Origin of the sequence: Armatimonas rosea (genome assembly GCF_014202505.1) — a bacterium.
In the GTDB taxonomy this organism is placed as follows: domain Bacteria; phylum Armatimonadota; class Armatimonadia; order Armatimonadales; family Armatimonadaceae; genus Armatimonas; species Armatimonas rosea.
Genome location: NZ_JACHGW010000003.1, coordinates 102,774 through 127,651, shown reverse-complemented (window position 1 = coordinate 127,651; position 24,878 = coordinate 102,774). Strand labels below are relative to the sequence as shown.

Genomic DNA, 24,878 nt, shown 5'->3' with positions numbered 1-24,878 from the left:
CGTCGAGGGCAATCACACAAGCCTCTACGGGATCGCCCCGGCGTGCTGGCAGACCTGGGCGGCGGTCTCGTTGGCGGCCTCATTGATCGTGTCGAGCGCCTCGCCCCGGAGCAGGCCCGCGACCAGCGCCGCGGTAAACGCATCCCCTGCCCCGATCGTATCGACCACCTTAACCGAGCGCCCGGTGAACTCCGAGATCGCATCGGGGGTTACCAGTAGGCTTCCCTGGCTACCCCGTGTCAGTGCCACGAGGCGCAGGGCGAAGCGCGCACAGAGCTGGGTGAGGAGCTCGGTCGGGGAGCCGGTCAGCCCCAAGCTCGCCGCGATAATCGGCAGTTCCTCGTGGTTGAGTTTCAGGACCGTCGCCAGCTCCAGCGACTCGCGCAGAAGCTCATCGGTATAGAACTGCTGGCGCAGGTTGATGTCACAGACACGCAGGCACTCCGGGCCGGTCGCGGCCACAAAGCGCTGGATGGTAGTCCGCGAGGCAGGCGAGCGCTGGCCCAGGGTCCCAAAGCAGACCGCCCGCAGGGTCGGGGCGAGCGCGGCGAGGGAGTCGGTCCAGGGCAAGTAATCCCAGGCGACTCCGGTGTGAATCTCATAGCTCGGGACGCCTTTTTCATCCAGAGCGACTGTCACCGTGCCGGTGGGATAGTCAGGTAGGACGGTAAGAAACGCCGTGGACATCCCCCCTGCGGCCACCTGCGCCTGGATGTCCTGCCCGAGCGCATCCGCCCCCACGGCGCTCACGGCAGCCGCAGGGAAGCCCTGGGCATTGGTGTGGTAGGCAAAGTTGGTCGGGGCGCCACCGAGCTGGCGCCCCGCAGGCAGCAGGTCCCAGAGAATCTCCCCGATCCCGACCACCGCAAGTTTTGACTCCTGGGACATACGCCTCCCCTCCTCTAGCCGAGATAGGCCTTCACGGTCTCCGTGGGCACCTGCCAGACAAGCTCCGCGAGGTAGGGCTTGAAGCCAAGCTCGGTGTTGATCTTGAGCATGGCATCGTTGCTATCGGCGTTCTCCGTGCGGACAATGGTCACCTGGGGGCGCTCGGCGATTAGCTTTCGCAGCAGCTCCGCTTTGAGCCAGCGGCCCAGGCGCTTGCCCCGGTACTGCGGCCAGACCGCCGTGATCCCCTGGTGCGCGAATGTCGGCTTGTGCGGGTTCCAGAACAGCTCGGTCAGCCCCGCGATCTTACCCGTCTCGTTGTCGCGCAGGTGCAGGCTCCAGCGCTCCACTCCCCGCTTGGCGCGCGACTCTTCTTGGTGGCGTAGCTGCTCCTCGGTGAGCTTGAAGTCATCCACTTGGAGCGTGCCACGCGGGACGGTGTTGAAGATATCAAAGAGCTCGATCACTTCTTGGATATTCTCCTCCGGGTACGGCCCCTCCCACAGGCAGGGCGTAAATCCATCGGCCAGCTCGCTTGTCCAAGTCTCAAGAAGCCCCTCAGGAATCTCGGCGAGCTTGAGCTGGTTCACGTGCGACTCTAGCCCCACGGTCGCCCCGACACGCTCCAGAAACGCCGCGCCCGCAGGAACGGTGCTCGCCGTGTCGGTCATCAGAAGCGTCCGGTTCTCCGCCTCCGCCACGGCGACAATCTCTCGCAGGAGCTGCCTGCCGATTCCCTGCTGGCGCACTTCAGGAAGGAGCTTGATGGAGAACTGCGCCAGGTGCTGGTTCTCATCGGTGCGCATGACGCCCAGATCGGCGGTTCCCAGGGCCTTGCCGTCTTGCTCCACCGACCACACCCAGACATCCACAAAGGGCGGAATGGTCCTCAGCTGCGCCTCGGTCTCCTCCCACTTGGGCGCGGGATCGTCGGGCGTGCGCTCCGCCGCCATGGCCACACGTAGCTCGTGCGATGCCCTCGCGTCGTCATCGGAGATGTTTCGAATATCAATGGATCGGATGGTAATTTGGCTCATTCGCTAGTCCTCCTGAAAAGGATACTCTAAAGCGCATCAAGGTTACGACTCAAAAATCTTTTTTTGCCTAGACTGAACTTTTCCTCGCCCCCCAAGAGTTTTCCTTACAAGTCGCAATCAGGATTGCGACTCCATCCCTACTAACACGTCTGAAGTCAAGGAAAACAAGATGAACCCAACAAAAACACTAACTATCTCCGCATTTTCTGCCCTGTTTGTGATATTCACGACCCCATCTACAGCCCAGGCTGGAATAATGGATATCACAATAACCATTGAAAATCTTGCTCCCACGAATAGCATTAGTTTTGCACCTCTACGCATTGGTTTTGGCAATGGAACTTTCGATTCGTTCAACAATGGACAAGCAGCAAGTGCAGCAATTATTTCCGTCGCCGAAGGCGGTAGTGGTTCAGCCTGGTTTCCTGCTTTCGCAGCCGCAGAACCAAACTCAGTCCGTGGCTCTGTTGGAGGAGCACTACTACCAGGAGCAACAGCCTCTGCAGTCTTCACTTTTGACACGATGTCTGCCAATACCCGTTTTTTTACGTTTGCCAACATGGTGATTCCTAGCAACGATTTATTTTTAGGAAACGACAGCCCTAACGCATTTCAGCTTTTTAACCCGGATGGGAGCCTGGCAATTACCAGTATCACCCAAACGGCCGGACAGATTTGGGATGCCAACTCCGAAGTGGCGATTGCAGCAAATGCCGCATTTCTAGTCGGAGGGAACAACGATCTCAGAGTTGCCGAGAATGGTCTGATCGGCTTCGACAGGAGTGAGCTGGACATCTACAATGGCTTGCAAACTGCCGCCGGATATACCTTCGACAGCACGCTGTTACCAAGCAGCTCGCAAAATATCTACCGGATCTCTTTCTCATCGACAGCAAGCAGTGCTCCTGAGCCTGGCACTCTTCTTTTGGCAAGCACAGCACTAGGATTATTGGGAATCCACCGTAGACTTACCCGCCTGAGAAAAAAATCCTAAGATACATTTTTGTCTCGATTACAAATCTCTTGAGAGGAGTGAACTTTTCACTCCCCTCAAGGGTTTACTACTGTAGTGAGAGCACTCTTTTCACGCCTAACGAAGCGTCGTACAAAACATGCCCTCCCCCCCGAGGACTTTGCTCAGTGCTGCCATGAGCAAACCTCAAACTTGCTCCGACTCGCCCGACGCCTGACTCGTGGTAATGAAGATCCTGCTCAAGATCTTGTCCAAGACACTCTCATCCGTGCCTTTGAGGCATATCTTCGGGACGGCTATGACGATCGCGGCAACCTGCGAGCCTACCTCATGCGTATCTTAACAAACCGTTTTCTAAGTCAGAGACGGCAGGATCGCTGGGATGCAGGTGTGGATATCGATACCCTTCCCCTTGCCCTCTCCGGCTCCTCGGAAGACTTGCTCCTTGTTGGAGTACTCGATGAGCCACTGGAGCGTGCTCTCGCCGACCTCCCCGACGGGCTCCGGGCAGCGATTTTATTGGTAGACATTGAGGGGCTGGAGTATAGTGAAGCAGCTCTTGCCTTAGGAATCCCCCTCGGCACTGTGCGCTCGCGCCTGTTTCGAGCACGGCAGATGCTACACCAAACGCTCCTCCCTTGTGCGATAGCAAAGAGGTGGATGCCAGTGAAAGAGGAATTATCATGAGCCCTTGCTGGCACATGAAAGCGCTACTCACCGCACGCGCCGACCAGAGGCTCTCTGGTGTTGTTAAGCGCTATGTCGAGCTGCATCTCTCACAGTGCGCCCAGTGCCGCGCGGCCCTAGAGTCGCTGATTGCCTTACGCACCCGCCTGCTCGCCCTACGCAATGCGCCTAGCACACCACTCACTCCAGAGCGCCAAGAGCAAATCAACGCAGCGTTTAGCGAGCTTATCCAGCGCCACAAGCCCCCCCCTAACAAATAACGGGTAAACTCTATCCATGTTGAAGATTGGAATTGCCGGACAGCGCGGACTGGCGTTTCTAAAGGCATTTCGCGCCCTCCCCGGAGTCGAGGTTACGGCGTTTTGCGACATCAACCCAACCACTCTGGAGCAAAAGGCGAGCGAGCACGGGATTGTCGGGCGCTTTACGGAGTTCTCACAGCTACTAGAGCATGTCGATGCAGTCGTGGTCGCGACCCCGATGCAGTGCCACGCGGCGCAGAGTAGCGAGGCACTGGCCGCCGGAAAGCATGTCCTCTCCGAGGTAACCGCCTGCACCACGCTCGACGAGTGCTGGCAGCTCCTGGACGCGGCGGAGAGAAGCAATGCGGTCTATGCGATGGCGGAGAACTACTGCTACCGCAAGGATGTCGTGCTGATCAAGGAGCTCGTGCGCGAAGGGCTCTTTGGAACTCCCTACTTTGGCGAGGGCGAGTACCTCCACGAGATCCGCCACTACCACCACACTCCAGAGGGCTCCCCGACCTGGCGGGCGGTCTACCAGGTGGGGCGGCGCGGGTGCACCTACGGGACGCACTCCCTCGGCCCGGTGATGCAGTGGTTTGCCGCCGCCGACCCAAGCGAGCGGATCGCGACAATCAGCTGCCACGGCACCGGAGTTCACACCGACCCAGGGCACCCACACGACGACACCTGCTTGATGCTGGTCCAGCTTGCCAGTGGGAAGCTCATCAAGATTCGTCTCGACATGCTCTCCAACCGCCCCCATCTTCCCGCCTACTACGCCTTACAGGGAACGCTTGGGGTTTATGAAGGCGCACGCTTTCCCGGTCAGCCAGGGCAGATCTGGCTGGGCGCCAGCGAGGACGGTGCCGACCGAAAGTGGCAGCCCCTCCCCGAGCTCTACGACACGCACCTCCCTGCCGACTGGCGCAACCCGCCCCCGGAGGCGCTTGCCGCAGGCCACGGTGGCGGGGACTACTTTGTCGCCCGGGACTTTGTGCGCGCCTGCCGCGGCGAGGCGCCCCCTAACTGCGGCATCCACGATGCCCTCGCCTGGACCGCCTGCGATATCCTCTCCGAGACCTCCATCACCAACGGCGGCATCCCCCTGCTCGTCCCTAACTTCCGCAACCCGAAAGAGAAACCCATTCGCCATGCCTGACCTCTCCCACCTGCGTATGCGCCGCTCCCGCCTCGACAACCTCCCAGCGCTCGTGCTCCCCGAGGGCTTTGCCCTGCGCTCGCTGACCGCCGCCGAGCTTCCTGAGCTGGCGTGCCTGCTCTCCGCTGCCTTCCCCGAGATGGTCTGGACACCGAAAAAGACCCACGAGGCCCTCTTTGCCGACCTGAGCGTCAAGGAAACCCTGGCACTGGTAGAGGAGAGTACTGGCAACCTGGTCGCCACCGCCTCCGCACGCCTGCTCCCCGAGCGCTTCCCCGAGGCGGGCTACCTCCACTGGGTCGGGGCGCACAAAACCTTCCAGGGCAAGGGCCTCGGGCGGCTTGTCACCCTGGCGGTGCTCCATCGGTTCCGAGAAATGGGCTGCACAAGTGCGGTCTTGGAGACGCAGGACTTTCGCCTTCCCGCACTCCAGACCTACCTCAAGCTAGGCTTTGAGCCGGAGCACGACGACGATACCCACGCCGCGCGGTGGGAGGCGATCTTGAGCCCGCCACTTGGCAAGCAGCCCGTCACACAAGTCGCTTTTGTTGTCAAGGACATGGATCTCGCTCGCGAGGCCTGGGCAAAGGCGCTAAATGTCCCCATCCCCGAGACACGCCTGACCATCCCCGGCCACGAGCGCGACCTTACTTATCTAGGAAAGCCGACCGGTGCGCAGGCAAAGCTCGCCTTCTTCAACCTCGGCCAGGTGCAGATCGAGCTGATCGAGCCGGTCGTCGGCAGTGGCCCCAGTGTCTGGGACAACGCGCCCGAAGGCGTCCACCACCTCGCGTTTCGCACCAAGAACATGGCCGCTACCCGCGATGCCCTCGCCGCCGCCGGAATCCCTCTCGTCTTCCGCGGCGATGGTGCCAACGGGAGCCAGATGGCCTACTTCGACGCTCGCGAGACCCTCGGGCTCTACTTCGAGTTCGCCGAGGCCAAGAAGACGCCGCTCTAGAATCGCTCCCGTTGAGACCGCCCCGATAAACCGGGGCGTCTTGCTGTCGTCGCAAGCTCCGACACGAAGGGCGCTACGCGCCCATATGGCCGAAGGCCTTTGTGTCCGAGGCACGAGGATAGCAAGACGCCCCCCTCCCACGGGGGCGATCAAAAAAGACGCCGCTCTAGAACGCCAGCTCTAGCACGAGGGGCAGGTGGTCCGAGCCGGTTGCGCGCCCCGCACGGCGGCCCAGAACGTGGATTTCTTTCGAGACCAGGCAGTGGTCGATGGGAATGCGGATCGGGAGCTGCTCCGGCCAGGTGAAGGCGATTCCACCGTCGCGCTCCGTGTCCCGCAACCCAGAGTCGTGCTCGAGTTTTCGGAAGAGATAGCTCCAGGGAGTCGCATTGAGATCGCCCAGTACCAGCTTCGGTCCCGGCTCGGTCTGAATCCGCTCAGCCACCGCGGCGAGCTGGCGCTTTTGCTCCGCAACCCACTGGCTCTTCGACGGTGGCCAGGGGTGGGTGTAGAGCACGGTCAAACTCTGCTGTGTGGGCAGGTTCACCCGTGCCAGCACCGAGCAGCGTGCCCCTGCGCCCAGGTAGATCGCCTCGCCGGTCATCGGGTACTTGCTCCAGACTCCCAGCCCAAACCGATCCCCGATATGGTTTCGCACAAAGTAGGGATAGGTCTTCTTCAGCGGCTCCAGCGCCGCAAACCAGCCCGGAGTCAGCTCCGCCAGCGCCACAATATCCGGGTTTTCGTCGGCGATCTGCCTCTGCACGGCAGCATACTCCGTGTTGAGCACCAGCAAGTTGGCATGAAAGACCTTCAGTCGTAGAGACTCGGCAGGCGGCGGCGCGGATTGCGAGCGCACGAGATACGGCCAGAGAGTCGCCAGGTTGACCACGAAGAAGAACAGCGCCACGCCTGCCCAGATGCGCTGCTTGCGCCCACGAAACCACGCCGCCAGCAGCACCAGGCCCCAGGCATAGACGACTCGAAAGTGGGAGAAGAGATCGAGTAGCCAGCTCCAGCGCCCTAAGAAACCAAAGAGAGTCGCCGTACACAGGCCGATGCAGAGTACGGGTAGGAGCCCACGCAGACGTTTATTTTTAGTCATAGGGCCTTCCGAAATGTAGCGATTTCCTCGACAAGCCGTTTTGCCGTGAGGGGGAGCGCCATGCAGTTGATCAAGACCGGAGGGCGTCCGCCCTGAAAGATCAGCTTCAGGAAAGGAAGCCCCAGAATTGTCACCGGACGAATCTCCGCGATCGTTTCCCATGGGATCAAGGCGGGGGTATGTCGGCTACATCCTTCGCTACGAAGCCCCTCATGACTCAAGATTAGCTGAGCCTGTCGATCATATCGGAAGAACACAGAAGAGAATACAGTTCCAAAAAGCAACATCCCAAGCACCTGGATGACAAAAAGCTTGATGGTAAAGGAGGTCACGGGGATCTTCCAAACTAGAGCCATAAAGGACGCTCCCCCCATAAGCCCCAGCCAGGTGACAAGAACCAGCATCCGCCGGTAGCGCCGCGCTTTCGTGCGCCAGTCCCCTTGGTACACCTGTTCCGTGCGGAGAACTCTCGTGCCCTGGCCTTGCATGAAGGGAGCTCTTACCGCCTACTCGCGGCGCCAGTCGCGGGGGAAGAAGTGCTTGATGAACTGCTCCCCGGCGTAGCGGTCGGTCATTCCAGCGATATAGTCCATGACGATCAGCGCACGCGTGGACGCGTCCATGGAGTTGTTCGCACGGTTCTCGGGCATCTGCTCGGGGAACTCCATGTAGAGCCGAAAGAGCTGCTTCAGGAGCGCGGTCCCCTTGGAGAGCTCGGCCTTGGCGGCGTTCTTATGGACATAGACATTGGAGAACATAAAGTCCTTGAGCCGGTTGGTCACCGAGAGAAAGGGCTCGCCCATCGTGACATAGGGCTTGTCCAGCGAGCACTCGACCACGTTCTGCACCATGGTCGTGATACGCTCTCCGTGTGTCCGCCCCAGCACCTCGTAGACCTCGCTGGGCAGGTCTTGGGGACGAAGCACCCCCGCGCGGAAGGCATCGTCGATATCGGCGTTGATGTAGGCGACCCGGTCACAGATACGCACACACATCGCCTCCAGCGGCGGATCGTCTTCACCGGGCGGCTCGGGCGCGGTGTTGTCAAAGAGATCGGCGCGCCCCTTGGAGTGCTTGACAATCCCCATCCGCACCTCGTGGGTGAGGTTGAGCCCTTGCCCGTTCTTCTCCAGGACATCGACCACGCGCAGGCTCTGCTCGTAGTGCCGAAAGTGCATCTCCGGCGCGTACTCCCTCACCACCTCATCGAGTGCCTGCTCGCCTTCATGACCAAAGGGCGGGTGCCCGAGATCGTGGGCCAGCGCGATCGCCTCCGCAAGGTCCTCATTGAGCCGGAGCGCCCGTGCGACCGTGCGGCTGATCTGGGCCACCTCCAGGGTATGGGTCAGGCGCGTGCGGTAGTGGTCCTCTTCGGGGTCGAGAAAGACCTGGGTCTTGTGCTTCAGCCGGCGGAATGCCTTGGAGTGGAGCACGCGATCGCGGTCGCGCTGGAACACCGTTCGGATCGGATCGGGGTCCTCAGGCCGCAGCCGCCCACGCGACTCGGATGACCGTGTCGCAAACTCCGAAAGAAACTCCCGCTCCCACTGCTCTGTCCGCTCGCGAATCGTCATAAGTTAACCTCTTTTTGTATAGTACCGTATAGGTATCGGTCAGAGCGTGCCTCCCTCTACAGCCTGATACACTATTGCATGCCCGTTGCCGAGCCTCTCTCCCTGGCGCTTCTGCTTGCGGAGCTCTATCGGCGCATTGCCTTTACAGAACAAAACCCCTAGGGCAGACGCCCTAGGGGTTTATTTTATTTACTGCACCACGCCGCCCACATCGGTGAAGATGGGCAGGTAGTCGCGCCAGACGGCGTGGCGGGTGCCAGAAACATACTTATTCAGCGCGATGTAGGGCGTGTAGCGCGGACGGCGCGGCTGGCGGTTCAGCTTCATGCCACACTTCTCCAGCGGCTTGTCGCCCTTGCGGGTATTGCAGCGCTTGCAGCAGGTCACCAGGTTCTCCCAGCTCATCGGGCCGCCGTTGTGCTTGGGCACGACATGGTCGATCGTGAGCTCCTTGCCGACCTGCCCACAGTACTGACACGTGTAGTTGTCACGGGCGAAGATACTCCGACGAGAGAGCTTGAGCTCAGGGAGCGGGCGACGCACGTGCTGGCGAAGCTTGACTACCGAGGGACGCGCGATACTCTGACCCTCAGCGGTAAACCAGGCCTCGGCCTCGCGCTTTTCGTCCTCACCATGCGCGTGCAGAATATCTGCCTTTCCCAGGTAGACAAGCACGATTGCGCGACGAATGTTACAGACATTCAGCGGCTCGTAATCGCTATTTAAGACCAGAACCTCTTGACCCATCTCGGTAGAAACTCCTCTCGTGCAAACAAAAAACCCGCTTGCTCACGAAGAAGCAGGCGGGCTTAGAGACAGCAGAAACCGGGGCACGTGTAGACCATTTGCCTATGTAGACAAAGCTCTCCGACGCGCCTCCTCAGCAGCCTCTCAAAGCCGACCTCAAACTGTCGATAAAGATACATGTAAGGGTATGATAGCGTGTGACGATTAATCCGTCAAGGACAGATAATAACGCCATGACTGCAATTCCCTCCTGGAACCTCACCGACCTGTTCCAGAGCCCGGACGATCCGAGGCTCCTGGATACCCTCACCCGGATCGCGCAGGCCGCACAAGACTTCTCGACCCGCTACCAAGGCAAGATTGCCACACTCGATGCCGCTGGCCTCGCGGAGGCCTTGGCCACCTACGAGCGCCTGCAACAAGAAGGAAGCAAGCCCGCAAGCTATGCCAGCCTCCGCTTCGCCGCCGACACCGCCCCGGAAAACGGAGCCCATGTCCAGCAGCTACGCGAGAAGACCACCACCGCGCTCTTGCCCACCCTCTTCTTCCCTATCGAACTGGCACGCCTGGATGGTAAACAGCTCGAGGCACATGCAGCAGCACCGGAGCTGGCAAACTGGCGTCGCTACCTGCTTCAGGCGGCACGCACCGCCTCGCATACCCTCACCGAGGCGGAGGAGAAGATCCTAGCGCAGAAGGCGAATACAGGCAGCCGGGCCTGGGTGCGCCTCTTTCAAGAGCTCACCTCCAGCCTGCGCTTTGCCTACGAGGGTAAGGACCTCAGCCTCTCGGAGCTCTCGGTGCTCCAGTACGACTCGGATCGGGAGACACGCCGCAAGAGTGCCGAGACCCTCACCGAGGGGCTTCGCCCCCACGTGCGCACCCTCGCCTACCTGTACAACACCCTCGTGCAGGACAAGGCCGTTGAGGACCGACTCCGTGGCTACACCTACCCGGAGCAGGCACGCCACCTCCACAACGAGCTCACTCCCGAGATTGTCGCGGCGGTCACCGACACCGCTGAGGCAGGCTATCCGACGGTCGGGCGCTACTACCGCGCCAAGCAGCGGCTCCTCGGGCTCGACTCCCTCACCCACTACGACCGCTACGCTCCCCTCAGCACAGACCAGCCCTCCGTCCCCTTTGAGGCGGCGCGCGATGAGATTCTCTCTGCCTTTGCGGACTTTGATGCGGGCTACGCCGCTGCGGGCAAGGCGTTTTTTGAGGGCGGCTGGATCGATGCCGCTCCCCGGCCGGGTAAGCAAGGCGGGGCCTTCTGCTCCTATGTCACCCCAGACCTGCATCCCTATATCTTCCAGAGCTACCTAGACCGCGCCACGGATAAGAACACCCTCGCCCACGAGTTGGGCCATGGCATCCACTCGTTTCTCTCACGCGGCCAGAGCTACCTCAACTTCCACGGCACCCTCCCCATGGCCGAGGTAGCCTCGACCTTTGCGGAGCTTTTGGTCTTTGAGCGGGAGCAAGCCCAGGTCACGGGGGAGGCACGCCGCGCACTCTTTGGGCGGGTCCTCGAGGACTCTTTCTCCACAATCCACCGCCAGACCGCGATGTATCGTTTTGAGCAGGCCGTCCACGCCGAGCGCAAGCAGGGTGAGCTCTCGGTCGAGCGGCTGAGCGCACTCTGGCAGGAAAAAGTAGGGGCGATGTTTGCCGGGGCAGTGACCTTAGGCGAGGGCCATAGCCTCTGGTGGAGCTACATCCCCCACTTTATCGCCACCCCGTTCTATGTCTATGCCTATAGTTTTGGGAAGATGCTCGCGCTGGCCCTCTACTTCCGCTACCGACAAGAGGGCGCTCCCTTCGCCAAAAAGTATGTCGCGATGCTCTCCCAGGGCGGCTCACAGTTCCCTGCCGAGCTTGTCGCACCGCTGGGAGTCGACCTGAGTGACCCCGAGTTCTGGCAAGGTGCCCTCCTGCTACTTGAGGACTGGGTCACGGAGTTCGAGGCCACCTGCTAGGTTTGCGAGTTTTGCCCCGTGCGGATCACTCTGGCACGGGGCTTGCGAGTCTACCTCACTGCACGAGAAACACCTTGAGATTGCCCGGCACGGCGAAAGCCCGTTGACCGGGCCTTTTTTTGTCTGCCCGTCGCGCTAGGGTGTCCAGCTCTCGTCGGGGGTGATCGAGGCGCAGACCTGAGCCAGGAGCTCGGCACAGGCATCGGCATCCGCGAGGGAGATCACCTCACAGGGAGTGTGCATGTAGCGCAGTGGCACCTCCACGAGCCCTGTGCAGACCCCCGCCAGAGAGACCTGCATCGCATTGGCATCGGTTCCTGTCCCCCCCGGTGTAGCCTGGATCTGCACGGGAATCTTAGCCTGCTCCGCAACCTCGACGATACGGTCTGCGAGCTTACGGTTCGCATTAGCACCACGTAGGACACCGGGGCCACCGCCGAGCTTCATCGGGCTCACCTTGCGCTTGTCCATCGACGGAAAGTCGGTGGCAAAGGTCACATCGACCGCGATCCCGATGTCGGGCTTGACTCCATGGGTTGCGGCATGCGCCCCACGTAGGCCAATCTCTTCCTGCACAGTCGCGACGGCAAAGATCGCAGCCTTGGGGTGGAGCGCCTTCACGCGCCGGAGCGCCTCGGCCACGACCCACGCTCCGACACGGTTGTCCATCGCGCGGCCTGCCACACGATCTCCAATGAGGGGCTGCCAGCCATCGGCATAAACAGCAGGATCCCCAATCTGCACCCCCGCCTCCAGCGCCTCTTGCTTGTTGGTCACGCCCAGATCGATCCAGAGATCTTCCAGCTCAAACTTCTTGCCCCGCTCCTCCGCGGTAAGCAAGTGAACCGGCTTCTTACCGATCACGCCGTGCACCGGCCCCTTTCGGGTCTGCACCACAACACGCTGCCCCACGATGACGACATTATCGTGTCCGCCGATCGGTCGGAAGTAGCAAAACCCCTCATCGTTGATGTAGTGGATCAGGAACCCGATCTCATCGATATGCCCTGCCAGCATAATCCGCGGGCTACCGGTTGGATTGACTGCTGCGATGACACTTCCTAGCGGATCGGTTGTCACTTCATCCGCAAACGTGGAGACATAGTCGCGGAAGTTCTTTGCATTGGGTTCCTCAAACCCTGAGGGCGAGGCGGTGGTAATCATTCGCTCTAAAAACGCGAGCGCAGCTTCAGTTATCATGACGGACTATTCTACCCCAAGTGCTGCCAGGATCGTGTGAATCGCCTCCACAACCTCGGGCTGGGTAACCTCACGTGGTCGCGGGGTTGTCAGCACCAGCTCTTGCTGAATCGTAGCCGGGCGCTCGGAGAGGACTAAGACACGATCGGCAAGCTGGGCGGCCTCTTCGATATCGTGCGTGACCAGGATCGTGGTGCAGGGCCTCTCCGAGAGTAGTCGGGCCAGCTCCGCACGGAGCTTGAGTCGTGTCAGGTAGTCCAGTGCCGAGAAGGGCTCATCAAGCAAGAGCACATCGGTCTCTCCCGCCAAGGCACGAGCCAGCTCCGCGCGCTGCCGCATCCCGCCGGAGAGCTGGCGCGGGAAGTGGCTTGCAAACTCGGTCAGCCCTACGAGGCTCAGAAGTGCTGTCACACGCGGCCCACGCTCCTCCACAGGCAGCTCCCGCACTCCCAAGGCGATATTTTTCTGCACGGTCAACCAAGGCAGGAGCCCGTCGGCCTGGTAGACCATCCGCGTCTTTCCCGCACGACGGATACTGCCGCCACTCGGTTCAATCGCCCCCGAGAACAGGTTGAGCAGGGTGGTCTTTCCCGCCCCACTAGGGCCGACAATGGCAACAAACTCTCCCTTCGTCACCTCAAGCGAGACCTCCGAGAGAACCTCTGTTGTCCCATACCGCAGTGTCACACGCTCTAGCCGGATCATCGCTCGTACCCCCAGCGCACCACAGGGAGGCGCCCCAAGAGCCCCAGGAGTCGATCCGTCAAGATCCCCAGTGCTCCAATGGCGATAATCCCCACGATCGCCAGGTCGAGCATCTGGCCATTGCGGGCATCGTGGATCAAGAATCCCAGCCCTCCCTCACGCGAGACCATCTCCGCCGCGACGATCACGACCCACGCTAGCCCCGCGGTCACGCGCAGGGTTGTAAAAACCTGGGGCAGGATAGCAGGAAGCGTGATAGCGAAGGTACTGAGCCCATAGTCTCGCCCCACGCGAAAGTAGATCTGCGGTACGGCAAGCGTCGCTGCCATCGTCCCTAGTACCAACGGCGGAAAGGTCGCCCCAAAGACCAAGAAGATCACCGGAGGATCCCCCAGACCAAACCACAGAATGGCAAAGGGAATCCAGCTCAGCGGAGAGACCGCTCGCAGGAAGTTCACCACGGGCAAGAGCGCCTCGCGTAGCGGTGTCACCCGCCCCAGCGCCACCCCCAGCGGCATCCCCAGCAGAGCAGCCAGCCCATAGGCAATCACCACCCGCCAGAGCGATGTCCATGTTTCTTTGAGAAGCTCCCCCTGCTGAACACTCTTCACAAATGCTTGCCCAACCTCCAGAGGGGTCGGGAAAGTCGCCCCCCCGGGGAGCCGCCGCGTGATGGTTGCCAAGATCGCATAGAGCACTCCTGCAGTCACGACGGGTAACACCACTGCCCGTAGCCGTGTGATCCAAGACGAGTTTTGCATGCCGGGAAAGTATATCGCCCTCCCCCTGCCTCACCGAGACTTCGCCACCCGAAGGCAGGGGATGGTCAACAATACTCGCCACATCTAGGGCGGTCCCTCCTTACAAAGACCAACGACCCCCTCTTTACGAATCATCCACCAGGCTGTGAAATGCCCACCTCCTTGACCACCCCTAATACTTAACAGGAAGGCATCGCCTTTCACAGAAGGCATGATCAGGACGCTTTCCCCTGAGGCCAGTCTCGATTCACTGTCCACAGCCATTTTGAATGAAGGATTGAATATATTGCCGTAGTCTTCTTTTCGAATAGGTACTGTTTTCCCATCCCATTTGACTTGGAACACTGTAACATATTCCTCAAAGCGACGAAGGTCTTTTACCTCATTAGGTGTATTGTCAATCCCCATCGTAGCCAACCCGTCCATCACAACTTCACCGTCAACATGACTAAACTTATGCTTACGCACATCGATATGCCCAGTTTTAATAATTAACTGAACACTAGATTTTCCCACTTTAAATCTTTGATTTAATTCCATACTTACTCCTTCAAACCGGGCAGGTGTTCAACACCTACCCGGAAACATCACACCAAATTCTTATTTAATACTACAATCTGATTCATCTCCAATCGTATTATTTTTCTTCAGATTCATATCTGGCGTAATAGTAACCTTCATGTTTATACGTCCATGATCTTTAATATAATCCCTAACCCTATCATAGAAGTCACGGAGATCTTTCCCATCACAAACGATACCTATACAACCTTCAGTCCCAGGTTTTCCTCCATCAGGATGGATTCGTATATCAGATCTTCTCGGTGGATCGGAAACATCAAATGTAAAGCCAATATCTCCACGTCTATACCCTCCGCTTCTTCCAGGCCAAGGATGATTTACCGTATAATCGCCTGGCGGAATACTTGTTGTTTTACCCGGAGGAACTAAAGTATCACTATCTCTATAACCGCCAGAGCGAATGGGCCACGATCTATCGTACCAATTGTACTGATCCCACTCACGAACCCAGGTGATTCGACCTTCGCGGTAGCCAACTCCATCACCACCCGTTCCTGGTTTTATCGGGCCAAGCTCCACCTTAAGGTAATCTAGCCCCTCGGGATCGACACCGTTGATGGGGTCGTTGGCGGCGTAGGTGTACCAGTTATCGCCAGCGAGAATGGGATCGCGGCTGATAAAGCGGCCTGTGCTCGCATCGTACATGCGGTGGCCGAGGCGCTTTAGGCCGGTCTCAGGATCGTCGTGGTAGTTGTAGTTTCCTGCCAGACCAAAGGGTGTAGCGGTTGTGCCGGAGCTCGTGGCTGTCATGCCAAAGGCATCGGTGCTACGGGTATCGGTGACAGTGCCACTACTGTTGGTAAGGGCACGGACACTACCTAGAGCATCGGTATGATAGAACTTCTGCACGCCGCTTCGCTTCTCCGAGAGTAACCCTGCGGCTCCACGCACAAAGCTTGCGGCTCCGTCGCTGACCACATTACTGTCAATAGAATCATCGGAGAGAAGGTAGCTCGCACTGGTGCCTCCAGACTTAGCCACTCTCTGCCCAAGACCATTGTAGGTATAGTTTACAATAGAGTTTCCCAAAACGGAAGACTTTAGCCGTGATTCTCCGTCCCAAGTCAGGTTTATGCTCCCACCACTCCAAGAAACACTCGTCATATTCCCTGTGGCGTCGTAGGTATAGGATTTCCCACCTGCAGACAAGAGCTTATTGGCATTGTCGTAGAGGTAGCTCTCTGTTACTCCCGCTTGTGTCTTTGTCAGCCGGTTTCCAGCACCGTCATAGCCATAGCTGATGCTGTAGGCACCTGTCCCCACTCGCACTTCGCTTGTCAGCTGTCCTGCACTATCGTAGCCATAGGAAACTTGATAGTCAGGAGTAGCCTCACTGAGCTTTCGTCCTAGGGCATCATAGGAATAGAGGCTACTGGCGATCACCAGAGCCGATTTCTTTGAGACAATGCTTTTCAGCTCGCCCGTTGTCGTGTCGTAGCTTCGGGTCTCACCACTGCCATCGGGGCGTGTGATGCCTGTCAGGCGGTTGGCGTTATCGTAGCTATAGCTGGTGGTCTGGGTTCCCCCCGCGACTAAGGCGCTCATGCGCCCGGCATCGTCGAAGTTGTAGAAGACCGTTGTCCCCCCTCCCACCTTGCCAATAATCTCGTTGGTGGCATCGTAGCTGTAGCTCACGGCTCCTTGAGGGCTGGTGCGGTTTGTGAGGTTCCCCGCGCCATCGTAGCTATAGGTGGTGGTGCCTGTGCCATCGCCCATGCTCGTGCGCAGACTATCGGCGTTGTAGCTGAAGCTCACACTGGGGGTGCCATCGCTGTAGGTAACCTGGGTGAGTTTCCCCGCCAAATCGTAGCTATTGCTCACCACAACTCCCCGGCCATCCGTGCGGGTTGCGACCCGCCCCTCGGCGTTGTAGGTCGCGCTCAGGCTGGTGTTGTCGGGGAAGGCGATACTGGCCAGCTCTCCCTCACTGTTGTAGCTGTAGGTCGTGAGTTTCTCTCGTCCATCTGTCACACCAGTTCTCTGACCGATTGCATTGTAGCTGTAGGTGACAGCTCGTCCGAGCGAGTCCACTTTCTGAACGAGCGCCCCGGAGTCGTTGTAGCTAAAGTTGCTTACCTGGCCCAGTGCATTGGTCTCAGAGACCAAGTGCCCCTCGCCGTCGTAAGCAAAGCTGGTGGTTCGGTTCCCGGGGGCTGTCACGCTTACCACACGCCCCAGGCTATCGTAGCTCGTGCTCACTGCCTTACCGGTCGGGTCGGTGGTGGTCAGGGGCATGCCCAGGATATTGTAGGTCGTGCTGGTCGTGTGACCGAGGGCATCGGTGGTGCTCGTGGGATTGCCGTAGAGGTCGTAGGTTACCGTCCGCGTCTTGCCCCGAGCATTGGTGAAGCTGATCGGTTGACCGTAGCTATTCAGCGTGTAGCTACTCGAGTGCCCCAAGGGATCGCTCCCGCCAATCAGTCGCCCCCTGCTATCGTAGCTCATGGTCACGAGCTTGCCCATGGGCGTGACCAAGCTGATCAGATCATGACGGCTATCGTAGGCATAGCTCGTGGTATTCCCAAGGGGGTCGGTGCTGGAGAGGACATTGCCTGTCGCATCGTAGGTCACCGACGATGTCGCGCCGGAGGGCGAGGTGACACTGGCCAGGCGATAGCCCGTGTAGGCCAGGGTAGTCGTGCGGTTGCCCGGAGCGACCAGCGAGATAAGCTGCCCGCTGGGATTGTAGTTGTGGCGTGTGACATGGCCTAGAGCATCCGTGACCTCGGTGTAGTCGGGGCCGTAGCTGTAGATGCGCTGGTGGTTCATGGGGTCTTTCTCCCAGGCCAGTGCATTGCCAAGCGCGGTGTAGCCACGGGTCCAGACCTTGCCACGGGCATCGGTGATACTGACGATCCGGTGCTGGCTATCGTAGCCGTAGGCCATACTGCTACTCAGGGGAAAGCCGATAGCAACAAGGTCCTCGTTGGCATCTTGAGTGAAGGTAAAGACCCGTCCGGCAGGATCACTCACGCTCATGAGCTTTCCTCCACTGTAGGTAAATGTCAGGGAGCGGCCACTTGGGTCGGTGACACTACTTACCTGGCCATCTGCTCCATGGGCAATCGTAATCTGGTTATCGCTGCGGTCCTTGATCCAGACAGCCTGTCCGTTCTCAAAGTGGTAGCGCACCTGGTCGCGGGTGGTGAGGGTGTAGCCCGTCCCCTCCTGAGCCAAGGTATCGTCGATTCCCTGAGGCGTGGCAAAGCTTCCGTCGATGTTGCGGGTAAACGTGTAGCCCAGCCCATCGCCCCAGCGGACAGTGAAGTCGCCGAGGAGCGGGTGGACGGTGCCTGCGATCAGGTAGCTATGTCCCCAGTGCGAACCGAGTGGGCTGGCAAGGTCTCCCAGGCTGTTGTGGTAGAGCGTCAGGGAGACATGCATCCCCCCTTGCACCCGCCAGCCGGTCAGATAGAGCTCGGTGAGCTTGTTGCCATTGACTGTGTTGAGCCCCTCCATGCCCCCTTCCCAAGGGAAAGTCGTGCCAGTCTGGCCTTCGACATTCCGATCTACGGCAGCGCCTTGTGAGACGCCCGCGCCGGGTCCGAGACCAGGGCCTTGGGTGCCTTGAATGCGCTGAAGCTCCAGTGGTGTCAAGGCCCGCTGGTGCCCTTTCTTACCTGCCTGTGCACGCCCGAGTGCTGCGGCGCTCCCCACACTAGGGCCGACCGTCAGCCACGCCGTGGATAGCGTCGTCGTGAGCGCAAGGCGTCGCAGTGCGCTCTGGTGAAACCAACTCATGACTAGAGTTCCCTCTCTACATTTATTGACAGGGAGCCACGTGCCGCGGTACAAAGACCCAGCCCGGACTCCGGGTTGACGACTACGGCTCGCCTCTCTTGATTCCGCCAAGAACGAGGGAGAGGCGGGCCGTCTCTCTGCTGGGGCTACCGCATGAGCACCAGCAGGATGCCGCCCGACTGGGCGAGCAGTGTGTCCAGAGGCACGGTGCGCGCCTCCTTCTCATTGGGATCGTGGATGGTCGCAGTCTGGGCAGCGTCCCAGGCACTCTCCTGCACCGTGAGCACCGCGACAAAGTGATTGCCCTGCCACCAGGCCACGGCAGGCGTACGGAGCTGCGCCAGCGCCTCGCGATCCAGCTGTACCCCGCGGGCACGGAGCCCCAGGCTCTCCGCCGCGGTACGGAGCCCCGCAAGGCTTGTTCCCGCGGCAGTGGCATGTGCCGCTCGGCTGAGCTGCACAAGAGAGCCATTTTTGCCCAGTGCACGCGCCGCGAGCTGCAGCGCCCGTGGTCCACAGGCACCACTGCGCGGCGACGACAGAGCGAGTTCTCTCTCCGCTCCCACCCCCGAAACGTCCAGAGGTCGCCTCACACCACAGAGAGCCACTTGCCCTGCAAGATACTCCCGCTCCCCCGTGGAGAGCTCGGGACGGCGAAGAAGTCCCTCAAGGCGATTCTTTGCGGCCGTTTTATCTCCTCGGGCAAAAAATATCCTGGCCTCCTGATACTCAGGCAAGAGGCGTAGCTTTTGCACTTGAGCAACAGAGCTTGCAGCAGCCTTGGGCCTCACAGAGTTTGGCAAACACCCCCATGAAATAAAGCAACAAATTATTGCTACGACTATTTCATGAGCAAACATCTTGTTTTTAGAAATCATACCAATCTGCCTTTCCCTATCCATAATGAGAACCCAACTTTCGCGCATTTTATCAAGCTTAAAACCGCTGTCAATGCCCTTAAATCTTGACAGAACTCACTTTTTAAAAATCTCCCTAGAACCCTCTTATAAGGTATAGGAGGTCTCAAAAAAACTATATCGTTTTGCAATTTTGTCCATGGCTCACCCCTGAAAAAGGCGACAGGAGGAATCTTGGAGAGCTGTACCGTATCAAGCCTGGTGAAGCGATCATTTCTTAGTCTCCTTGCCCTCCCGCTCCTCGTGCTCGGCTCGGGCTGTAACAATGGCCAGGGAGGGGGCTCCTCCAGCGATCCTGGTGCCGCGATCTCTGCGTTCTATATCGGCACCCTGGCCCTTCAGACAGGTGAGCAGAACCACCCCGTTCCCAGCCTGGAGCGAGCGCTGAAGCTCGCCCCCGATGAGCCCGCCATTGCCGCCAATCTCGCACTCGCCTACACACGGAAAAATGATCAGGTCAAGGCAAACGAGTTCCTAGCACTCGCGAAGAAAGGTGCCCCGGATGACACCGGAATCGTCGCTATCGAGGCCCTGATTCTAAAGAACCAGGGAAAGTATGCCGAAGCTATCGCGGCCTACCAGCGGGTGATCGTGAAAGATCCCACCAATATCAAGGTGCTCTTTCGACTCGCGGAGCTCGGGCAACAGCTCAGCGGGCCCGATGGAGATGCTGTTCGGAAGAAAGCACTCGAGGGGATTCTTGCCACGCGACCCGACAACCTACCCACACAGCTCAAGCTTGCCCAGCAGCTAGCACGCGCCCGTGATACCGCAGGGCTTGCCTCGCTACTGACGGCATTTGAGGCACGCAAGAGCCGCTGGAATGCAGCCGCGCAGGCCAAGCTCGCCATCGCAAAGACCAAGGTGGGAATGGATCAGTTTATCCAGCTCGCGCAGCTAGAGAAGATCCTACTGCCTAGCCTAGACTATAAAGCGGGACTCTCTGAGCTACAGACCTCAGAGGTTCTTACCGGTGAGCCTCTCCAGCACTTGCTGAAGCTCCCCACACCACCTGCCACCCCCGCCAAACCAGACACAGGCCTGACCTACTTGGCCCCCACCCCCGCCACAGGGACCCTGGCACTGGCACTCAGCGCGGAGAGTAAGCCCGTTGTCCTCCCCCTGCCTGCCGGAGCCACCGCAGTCGCTCCCTTCGACTTCGACGATATCAAGGGTGCCTGGGAGAGCAATGCGGTGGGGGCAAAGCATCCTGGCAAGGGAAAAGACCGTAACTTTCGGCTGGAGCTCGCTGCGGCGGGTCCGAGTGGGCTAAAGATCTACGAAAATGGGACTCCTCTGGCAACCAAGCTCCCCCCCGGCCCGTGTACGGGAGTGTGGGCTGTGGATATTGAGGTGGATGGAGACCTCGACCTGATTGTCTCGCCCGCCCAAGGCAAGCCCTATGTCCTCCAGAACAACGGCGACCGGACGTTTACGGTCACGCCCCCCAAGTTCGATGCAGTAGCGGCCCCGATCCGCTCGCTCGCCTGGGCGGACTTCGACGGCGATGGCGATAACGACCTCGCGTTTGTGGACGCCAATGGCAAGCTGATCCGCTACACCAACGAGCGCTCGGGAGCCTTTAAGCTCGACACGAGCACCAAGGCAGAGAACCTGGTCGCAGTCGCGGTGGCCGAGGTGACGGGGGACACTACCCTCGACCTGCTCGGCCTAGAGAAAGGTGGCCAGGTAGTCGCTTTTGTCAATAACCAGCGCCTGCCACTCCTCAGCGCAAAGCTCACCAGCCCCCAGCAGCTCCTGGTCGCGGATTTTGACAACAACGGCGCGACCGATCTGCTGATCGTGGGCAAGAACGAGAGTGAGCTCTGGCTCAGTGACGGCCCAGGCAAGTTTGTCAAAGAGCCCATCGCCATCCCCTTTGCCGTGACGAGTAGCGCGGATCTCAACGACGATGGCCTGCTCGATCTGGTGGGCACCAAAGATGGCAAGCCGGTGCAGAGCCTGGCGCAGGGCAAGGAGAAGTACCACTACCTCACGCTCACTCTCATGGCAGACTCCCCTGACAATGTGGGAGATAAGATCAACACGTTCTGTCTGGGCGGCGCGTTTGAGGCACGGGCGGGCTTGCTCTACCAGATTGTCCCCGTGACCGGGCCGCAGATGCACCTCGGACTCGGCACCTACGAGAAGCCCGATGTCGTGCGGATGCTCTGGACCAACGGGCGCGCCCAGAGTGAGTTTGGGGAGAATATCAAGCCCAGCAAGCCGATTGTCGCGGATCAGGCGCTCGGGGGCTCGTGCCCGTTTCTCTTCACCTGGAACGGCAAGGAGTTTGTCTTTGTGACGGACTGTATCTGGCGCTCGCCGCTGGGGCTGAAGATCAATGCCCAAGACACCGCCGGCGCGACCCAGACCGAGGACTGGGTAAAGGTACGCGGCGACCAGCTCGCCGCCCGCAACGGGACCTACGAGCTCTCGATCACCGCCGAACTCAACGAGACCCACTACTTTGACCATCTCTCGCTCCTGACGGTCGATCACCCCGAAAACACGGAGATCTTTATCGACGAGCGCTTCAACCCGACCCAGCCGCCGCTCTTAAAAGTCATCCCCACCGGGCCGACTCAACCCTTCGCGCAGGTGCTGGGCTTCAAGGGTCAGGATGTCAGTGAGGTGGTCGCGGAGCGGGACACGCACTACCTCGATGACTTTGGGCGCGGCAAGTACCAGGGAATCGCGGGAGACCACTGGGTCGAGCTCGCCCTGCCCGAGAGCGCCCCTAAGGGCAAGCCGCTCTATCTGATCGCCTACGGCTGGCTCCACCCCACCAACACATCGCTCAATGTCGCCATGAGCCAGGACAAGAGCCAGGGGCCACCGCAGGGTCTCTCGCTCTGGACGCCCGATAGCAAGGGGGGCTGGGCCAAGCGCCGCGATGCCCTCGGCTTCCCCGCGGGCAAGCTCAAGACCGTGGTGCTGCGCCTCGACGATGTCTTTGCGCCGGGCTCGCCGCGCCGCCTGCGCCTTCGTACCAACCTTGAGGTCTTCTGGGACCAGCTCCAGTGGGCCGAGGCGCGCCCGGATAATCTCCTGAAGGTCCAGCGCCTGAGCGCCTCCGAGGTGACCCTGCGCTACCGCGGCTTCTCCGCCGTGCAGGCCGCCGATGCGTCGTCGCCCGAGCTCCCTCAATCCTACCGCGAGCTCGCCGGTCTCACGCCCCGCTGGCGCGACCTAACGGGCTATGTGACACGCTTTGGGGATGTCAAGCCGCTGCTCACGGGAGTCGATGACCGCTACGCCATCCTCAATGCGGGCGATGAGCTCTTCTTCCGCTTCCCCGCCAAGACCGTGCCACCCGCGGGCTACAAGCGCGACTTTGTGGTGATCAGCGATGGCTGGGAGAAAGATGGCAATATCAACACCACCCACGGCAAGACGGTCGGCCCCTACCCGCTCCACGCGCTCAAGGACTACCCCAAGAGCTACGCCAGCCTCACCGATGATCCCGCCTACCAGAAGCACCCGGACGACTTTGCGACCTACCACACCCGCTGGGTCACCCCGGAGCGCTTCCTAAACGCCTACCTGCCACCCTCCTCCGGGCATTGAAATACCCGGCATAAAAAATAAGGAGCGTCCCGGGGACGCAGAGTTGAAAACGCTCTGCGTCCACGGGACGCTCCCCAAACTCCGAGGCGGGTATTTCAATGCCCGCCTCTTGTCTACCGACTACGCGGCGGCCCCGGTGCGCTGGCCACCACGGCGGCGGCGGCGGCGGCCCCGGCTCTCCTCGCTGCTGGCGGCGGTGCTCACGGGCTCTTTCTCCCGCTCCTTGGGCGCGGAGCGCGGCGGCTCGGGGCGTGGTGCAGCCGGCGGAATATCGCCTCCGCCGCCTCCACCCGGCTTGCCCTGCACCTCGCCAATCGCAAACGAGCGACTGACCGCAGCAAGGCGAACCCGCACGCCGTGTCCGGGCTGGCGACCGGTCGGGGGCACGAAGACAATCATCCCGCCCTCGGTCAGGCCTGAGGCGACGGGCGGCGTGCTGTCGCTGATGGTCAGCACACGGGCCTCGACCATCTGCCCGCGCTTGAGGGTGCCGTAGCGGCGGTCGAAGTCGTCGAGGCGGCCCGTGGTCAGCTCGTACTTCTCGTGGTGGCCCACATCGGTGGCGCGGATGTAGATTCCCCGCTCCAGTGCGTGCTCCAGCTCCTCGAGCTCCGAGCCGTCTTCTCCCACCAGTGCGGCCGCGACCAGCGGGTGGCAGCTCACCAGGAACGCCTCCCCCTTCTCGTTGCGGGCGCTACGGCGCAGGTCGCGCTCGATCTTCATGGCCACGCTCTGCGGCGACGAGACCCGGCCGGTGCCGGCGCAGTAGGGACACATCTCGTCCATCTGCTCATTGACCGTCTCCCCCGTGCGCTTACGGGTCATCTCGATCAGGCCCAGCGGGGAGATATGGCTGACTTTACAGCGGTTCTTATCGGTCTTGAGCGCGCTCTCAAAGGCCATCTCCACCTTGCGGCGGTCGGCCTGGTTGTTCATGTCGATCAGGTCGAGGACAAGAATGCCGCCCATATCGCGTAGCCGGAGCTGGCGGGCGATCTCATTGACCGCCTCCAGGTTCGTCTGGACAATCGTGTCGTTGAGGCCCTCAGTCTTGCCACCAAACTTGCCGGAGTTGACATCGATGGCGGTCAGCGCCTCAGCCTGGTCGATCACGAGGTAGCCACCGGACTTGAGCGGGACACGCCGCTTGAGGAAGCGCTCGATCTCGTTCTCGATCCCGAAGTTCTCAAAGATCGCCTTATCGCCATCATAGAGCACGACCCGGTCCTTGAGGCTCGGGCCAAAGAAGTCGAGGAGCTCGTGGGCCTTGCGGTACTCGGCGGCGGAGTCGAGGTACATCTTCTCCACATCGGAGCCGAACGTATCGCGCAGGATGCGCAGCAGAAGAGTGAGGTCGGCGTGAACCAGGTTCGGGGCGGGGGTTTTACTGGCCTTGCCCTTGATCTCCGCCCAAGTGCGCTCGAGAAACTCCAGGTCCTGGCGCAGCTCGCGCTCGGTCTTGCCCTCGGCCTCAGTGCGGACAATCAGGCCATAGCCCGGCTTGCGGATGCCCTCGATAATCTTCTTGAGCCGGTCCCGCTCCCGGGGATCGTCGATCTTGCGCGAGACCCCGGTGGAGTTTTCCTCGGGCATGAAGACCAGGTAGCGGCCTGGTAGCGAGATGCGCGTGCTGACTCGGCTTCCCTTGGTGCTCCGTGCGCCCTTGGTGACCTGCACCAGCACTTCCTGCCCACGGCGCACGAGATCGCGAATGGGGGTATGGGAGCGCGGTCGGCGCCCGCGGCGGTCGAAGTTACCATCGTCGTCGAGGTCGTCCCCGGCGGGGATGATATCGCCCGCGTACAAAAACGCGTTGCGATCCAGCCCGATATCCACAAAGGCAGCATCGATCCCGGCCACGATATTGTCCACCCGGCCCTTGTAGATGCTCCCCACGACGCGCTCATCGCGCTCGATATGCAACTCGATCAGCTGTCCGTCTTCGCGGACAGCAATGCGGGTTTCCCGCGCATCGCTATTAACGATAATTTCTTTCAAAACACAACTCCCGGGGCTGACACAAAGCGTCCTTGCTCCTGGCAAA

Annotated in this window: 20 protein-coding genes; 7 read left to right on the top strand and 13 right to left on the bottom strand. The window is 60.3% G+C overall.

Annotated elements, in window-relative coordinates:
- Nucleotides 1–24: 24 nt before the first annotated feature.
- On the bottom strand, nt 25–888 hold the full coding sequence (locus HNQ39_RS15630; RefSeq protein ID WP_184198144.1) for a carbohydrate kinase family protein: 864 nt from the start codon (nt 886–888) through the stop codon (nt 25–27).
- A gap of 14 nt (nt 889–902) precedes the next feature.
- Complete coding sequence (locus HNQ39_RS15625; protein ID WP_184198141.1) at nt 903–1,925, bottom strand: GNAT family N-acetyltransferase; 1,023 nt, start codon at nt 1,923–1,925, stop codon at nt 903–905.
- Between the two features lie 169 nt (nt 1,926–2,094).
- On the opposite strand from HNQ39_RS15625, the gene HNQ39_RS15620 reads away from it, so the two are divergent.
- From HNQ39_RS15620 to HNQ39_RS15600, 5 genes are all read left to right on the top strand, one after another.
- Entirely contained in the window at nt 2,095–2,919 is an 825-nt protein-coding gene (locus HNQ39_RS15620) for a spondin domain-containing protein (protein WP_184198137.1), read from the top strand.
- 75 nt (nt 2,920–2,994) lie between these two features.
- Nucleotides 2,995–3,585 carry a sigma-70 family RNA polymerase sigma factor gene (locus HNQ39_RS15615; protein WP_184198133.1) on the top strand — a complete coding sequence of 197 codons (591 nt, stop codon included), beginning with the start codon at nt 2,995–2,997 and terminating at the stop codon, nt 3,583–3,585.
- Complete coding sequence (locus HNQ39_RS15610) at nt 3,582–3,845, top strand: zf-HC2 domain-containing protein (protein WP_184198129.1); 264 nt, start codon at nt 3,582–3,584, stop codon at nt 3,843–3,845. The genes HNQ39_RS15615 and HNQ39_RS15610 overlap by 4 nt, the downstream gene beginning before the upstream one ends.
- Nucleotides 3,846–3,861: 16 nt before the next feature.
- On the top strand, nt 3,862–4,989 hold the full coding sequence (locus HNQ39_RS15605) for a Gfo/Idh/MocA family protein (RefSeq protein ID WP_184198126.1): 1,128 nt from the start codon (nt 3,862–3,864) through the stop codon (nt 4,987–4,989).
- Nucleotides 4,982–5,950 carry a GNAT family N-acetyltransferase gene (locus tag HNQ39_RS15600; RefSeq protein ID WP_184198123.1) on the top strand — a complete coding sequence of 323 codons (969 nt, stop codon included), beginning with the start codon at nt 4,982–4,984 and terminating at the stop codon, nt 5,948–5,950. The genes HNQ39_RS15605 and HNQ39_RS15600 overlap by 8 nt, the downstream gene beginning before the upstream one ends.
- 166 nt (nt 5,951–6,116) lie before the next feature.
- Here HNQ39_RS15600 and HNQ39_RS15595 read toward each other — a convergent pair whose 3' ends face one another.
- The 4 genes from HNQ39_RS15595 to HNQ39_RS15580 all read right to left on the bottom strand — a co-directional run bounded on the left by HNQ39_RS15595 (nt 6,117) and on the right by HNQ39_RS15580 (nt 9,376).
- Entirely contained in the window at nt 6,117–7,055 is a 939-nt protein-coding gene (locus HNQ39_RS15595; RefSeq protein WP_184198118.1) for an endonuclease/exonuclease/phosphatase family protein, read from the bottom strand.
- Entirely contained in the window at nt 7,052–7,225 is a 174-nt protein-coding gene (locus tag HNQ39_RS15590) for a hypothetical protein (protein WP_184198115.1), read from the bottom strand. Before HNQ39_RS15590 ends, HNQ39_RS15595 begins: the two co-directional genes overlap by 4 nt.
- Nucleotides 7,226–7,561: 336 nt before the next feature.
- Entirely contained in the window at nt 7,562–8,629 is a 1,068-nt protein-coding gene (locus HNQ39_RS15585; protein ID WP_184198112.1) for a deoxyguanosinetriphosphate triphosphohydrolase, read from the bottom strand.
- 189 nt (nt 8,630–8,818) lie between these two features.
- Entirely contained in the window at nt 8,819–9,376 is a 558-nt protein-coding gene (locus HNQ39_RS15580; protein WP_184198109.1) for an HNH endonuclease, read from the bottom strand.
- 233 nt (nt 9,377–9,609) lie between these two features.
- Here HNQ39_RS15580 and HNQ39_RS15575 point away from each other — a divergent pair, with 233 nt between their 5' ends.
- The gene (locus tag HNQ39_RS15575; protein ID WP_184198106.1) at nt 9,610–11,358 is read left to right on the top strand and encodes a M3 family oligoendopeptidase; all 1,749 of its coding nucleotides are present in this window, start codon (nt 9,610–9,612) and stop codon (nt 11,356–11,358) included.
- 135 nt (nt 11,359–11,493) lie between these two features.
- Here the strand turns inward: HNQ39_RS15575 and HNQ39_RS15570 are convergent, their stop codons facing one another.
- The 6 genes from HNQ39_RS15570 to HNQ39_RS30590 all read right to left on the bottom strand — a co-directional run bounded on the left by HNQ39_RS15570 (nt 11,494) and on the right by HNQ39_RS30590 (nt 18,940).
- Nucleotides 11,494–12,558, bottom strand: a complete 1,065-nt coding sequence (locus tag HNQ39_RS15570; protein WP_184198103.1) for a M42 family metallopeptidase — start codon at nt 12,556–12,558, stop codon at nt 11,494–11,496.
- 6 nt (nt 12,559–12,564) lie between these two features.
- Entirely contained in the window at nt 12,565–13,263 is a 699-nt protein-coding gene (locus HNQ39_RS15565) for an ABC transporter ATP-binding protein (RefSeq protein WP_184198100.1), read from the bottom strand.
- A complete protein-coding gene (locus HNQ39_RS15560; RefSeq protein ID WP_184198097.1) occupies nt 13,260–14,024 on the bottom strand; it encodes an ABC transporter permease in 765 nt (254 codons plus the stop codon). Before HNQ39_RS15560 ends, HNQ39_RS15565 begins: the two co-directional genes overlap by 4 nt.
- Nucleotides 14,025–14,108: 84 nt before the next feature.
- Entirely contained in the window at nt 14,109–14,564 is a 456-nt protein-coding gene (locus HNQ39_RS15555; RefSeq protein WP_184198093.1) for a hypothetical protein, read from the bottom strand.
- Nucleotides 14,565–14,624: 60 nt separating this feature from the next.
- Nucleotides 14,625–18,347 carry an RHS repeat protein gene (locus HNQ39_RS15550; RefSeq protein ID WP_184198091.1) on the bottom strand — a complete coding sequence of 1,241 codons (3,723 nt, stop codon included), beginning with the start codon at nt 18,345–18,347 and terminating at the stop codon, nt 14,625–14,627.
- Nucleotides 18,348–18,493: 146 nt separating this feature from the next.
- On the bottom strand, nt 18,494–18,940 hold the full coding sequence (locus tag HNQ39_RS30590) for a cysteine peptidase family C39 domain-containing protein (protein WP_184198088.1): 447 nt from the start codon (nt 18,938–18,940) through the stop codon (nt 18,494–18,496).
- A 525-nt stretch (nt 18,941–19,465) separates the two neighbouring features.
- On the opposite strand from HNQ39_RS30590, the gene HNQ39_RS15540 reads away from it, so the two are divergent.
- The gene (locus HNQ39_RS15540; protein ID WP_184198085.1) at nt 19,466–22,834 is read left to right on the top strand and encodes an FG-GAP-like repeat-containing protein; all 3,369 of its coding nucleotides are present in this window, start codon (nt 19,466–19,468) and stop codon (nt 22,832–22,834) included.
- Between the two features lie 120 nt (nt 22,835–22,954).
- On the opposite strand, the gene HNQ39_RS15535 is transcribed toward HNQ39_RS15540, so the two are convergent.
- Nucleotides 22,955–24,832 (bottom strand): Rne/Rng family ribonuclease, encoded by a 1,878-nt coding sequence (locus tag HNQ39_RS15535; RefSeq protein ID WP_184198082.1) that lies wholly within the window; start codon nt 24,830–24,832, stop codon nt 22,955–22,957.
- Nucleotides 24,833–24,878 lie beyond the last annotated feature (46 nt).

What these genes read in the sequence shown, in the direction of transcription:
- HNQ39_RS15585 (WP_184198112.1), bottom strand. Translation starts at nt 8,629, where the DNA reads ATGACGATTCGCGAGCGGACAGAGCAGTGGGAGCGGGAGTTTCTTTCG.
- HNQ39_RS15610 (WP_184198129.1), top strand. Translation starts at nt 3,582, where the DNA reads ATGAGCCCTTGCTGGCACATGAAAGCGCTACTCACCGCACGCGCCGAC.
- HNQ39_RS15570 (WP_184198103.1), bottom strand. Translation starts at nt 12,558, where the DNA reads ATGATAACTGAAGCTGCGCTCGCGTTTTTAGAGCGAATGATTACCACC.
- HNQ39_RS15560 (WP_184198097.1), bottom strand. Translation starts at nt 14,024, where the DNA reads ATGCAAAACTCGTCTTGGATCACACGGCTACGGGCAGTGGTGTTACCC.
- HNQ39_RS15625 (WP_184198141.1), bottom strand. Translation starts at nt 1,925, where the DNA reads ATGAGCCAAATTACCATCCGATCCATTGATATTCGAAACATCTCCGAT.
- HNQ39_RS15600 (WP_184198123.1), top strand. Translation starts at nt 4,982, where the DNA reads ATGCCTGACCTCTCCCACCTGCGTATGCGCCGCTCCCGCCTCGACAAC.
- HNQ39_RS15605 (WP_184198126.1), top strand. Translation starts at nt 3,862, where the DNA reads ATGTTGAAGATTGGAATTGCCGGACAGCGCGGACTGGCGTTTCTAAAG.
- HNQ39_RS15575 (WP_184198106.1), top strand. Translation starts at nt 9,610, where the DNA reads ATGACTGCAATTCCCTCCTGGAACCTCACCGACCTGTTCCAGAGCCCG.
- HNQ39_RS15550 (WP_184198091.1), bottom strand. Translation starts at nt 18,347, where the DNA reads ATGAGTTGGTTTCACCAGAGCGCACTGCGACGCCTTGCGCTCACGACG.
- HNQ39_RS15620 (WP_184198137.1), top strand. Translation starts at nt 2,095, where the DNA reads ATGAACCCAACAAAAACACTAACTATCTCCGCATTTTCTGCCCTGTTT.
- HNQ39_RS15595 (WP_184198118.1), bottom strand. Translation starts at nt 7,055, where the DNA reads ATGACTAAAAATAAACGTCTGCGTGGGCTCCTACCCGTACTCTGCATC.
- HNQ39_RS15580 (WP_184198109.1), bottom strand. Translation starts at nt 9,376, where the DNA reads ATGGGTCAAGAGGTTCTGGTCTTAAATAGCGATTACGAGCCGCTGAAT.
- HNQ39_RS15630 (WP_184198144.1), bottom strand. Translation starts at nt 888, where the DNA reads ATGTCCCAGGAGTCAAAACTTGCGGTGGTCGGGATCGGGGAGATTCTC.
- HNQ39_RS15565 (WP_184198100.1), bottom strand. Translation starts at nt 13,263, where the DNA reads ATGATCCGGCTAGAGCGTGTGACACTGCGGTATGGGACAACAGAGGTT.
- HNQ39_RS15555 (WP_184198093.1), bottom strand. Translation starts at nt 14,564, where the DNA reads ATGGAATTAAATCAAAGATTTAAAGTGGGAAAATCTAGTGTTCAGTTA.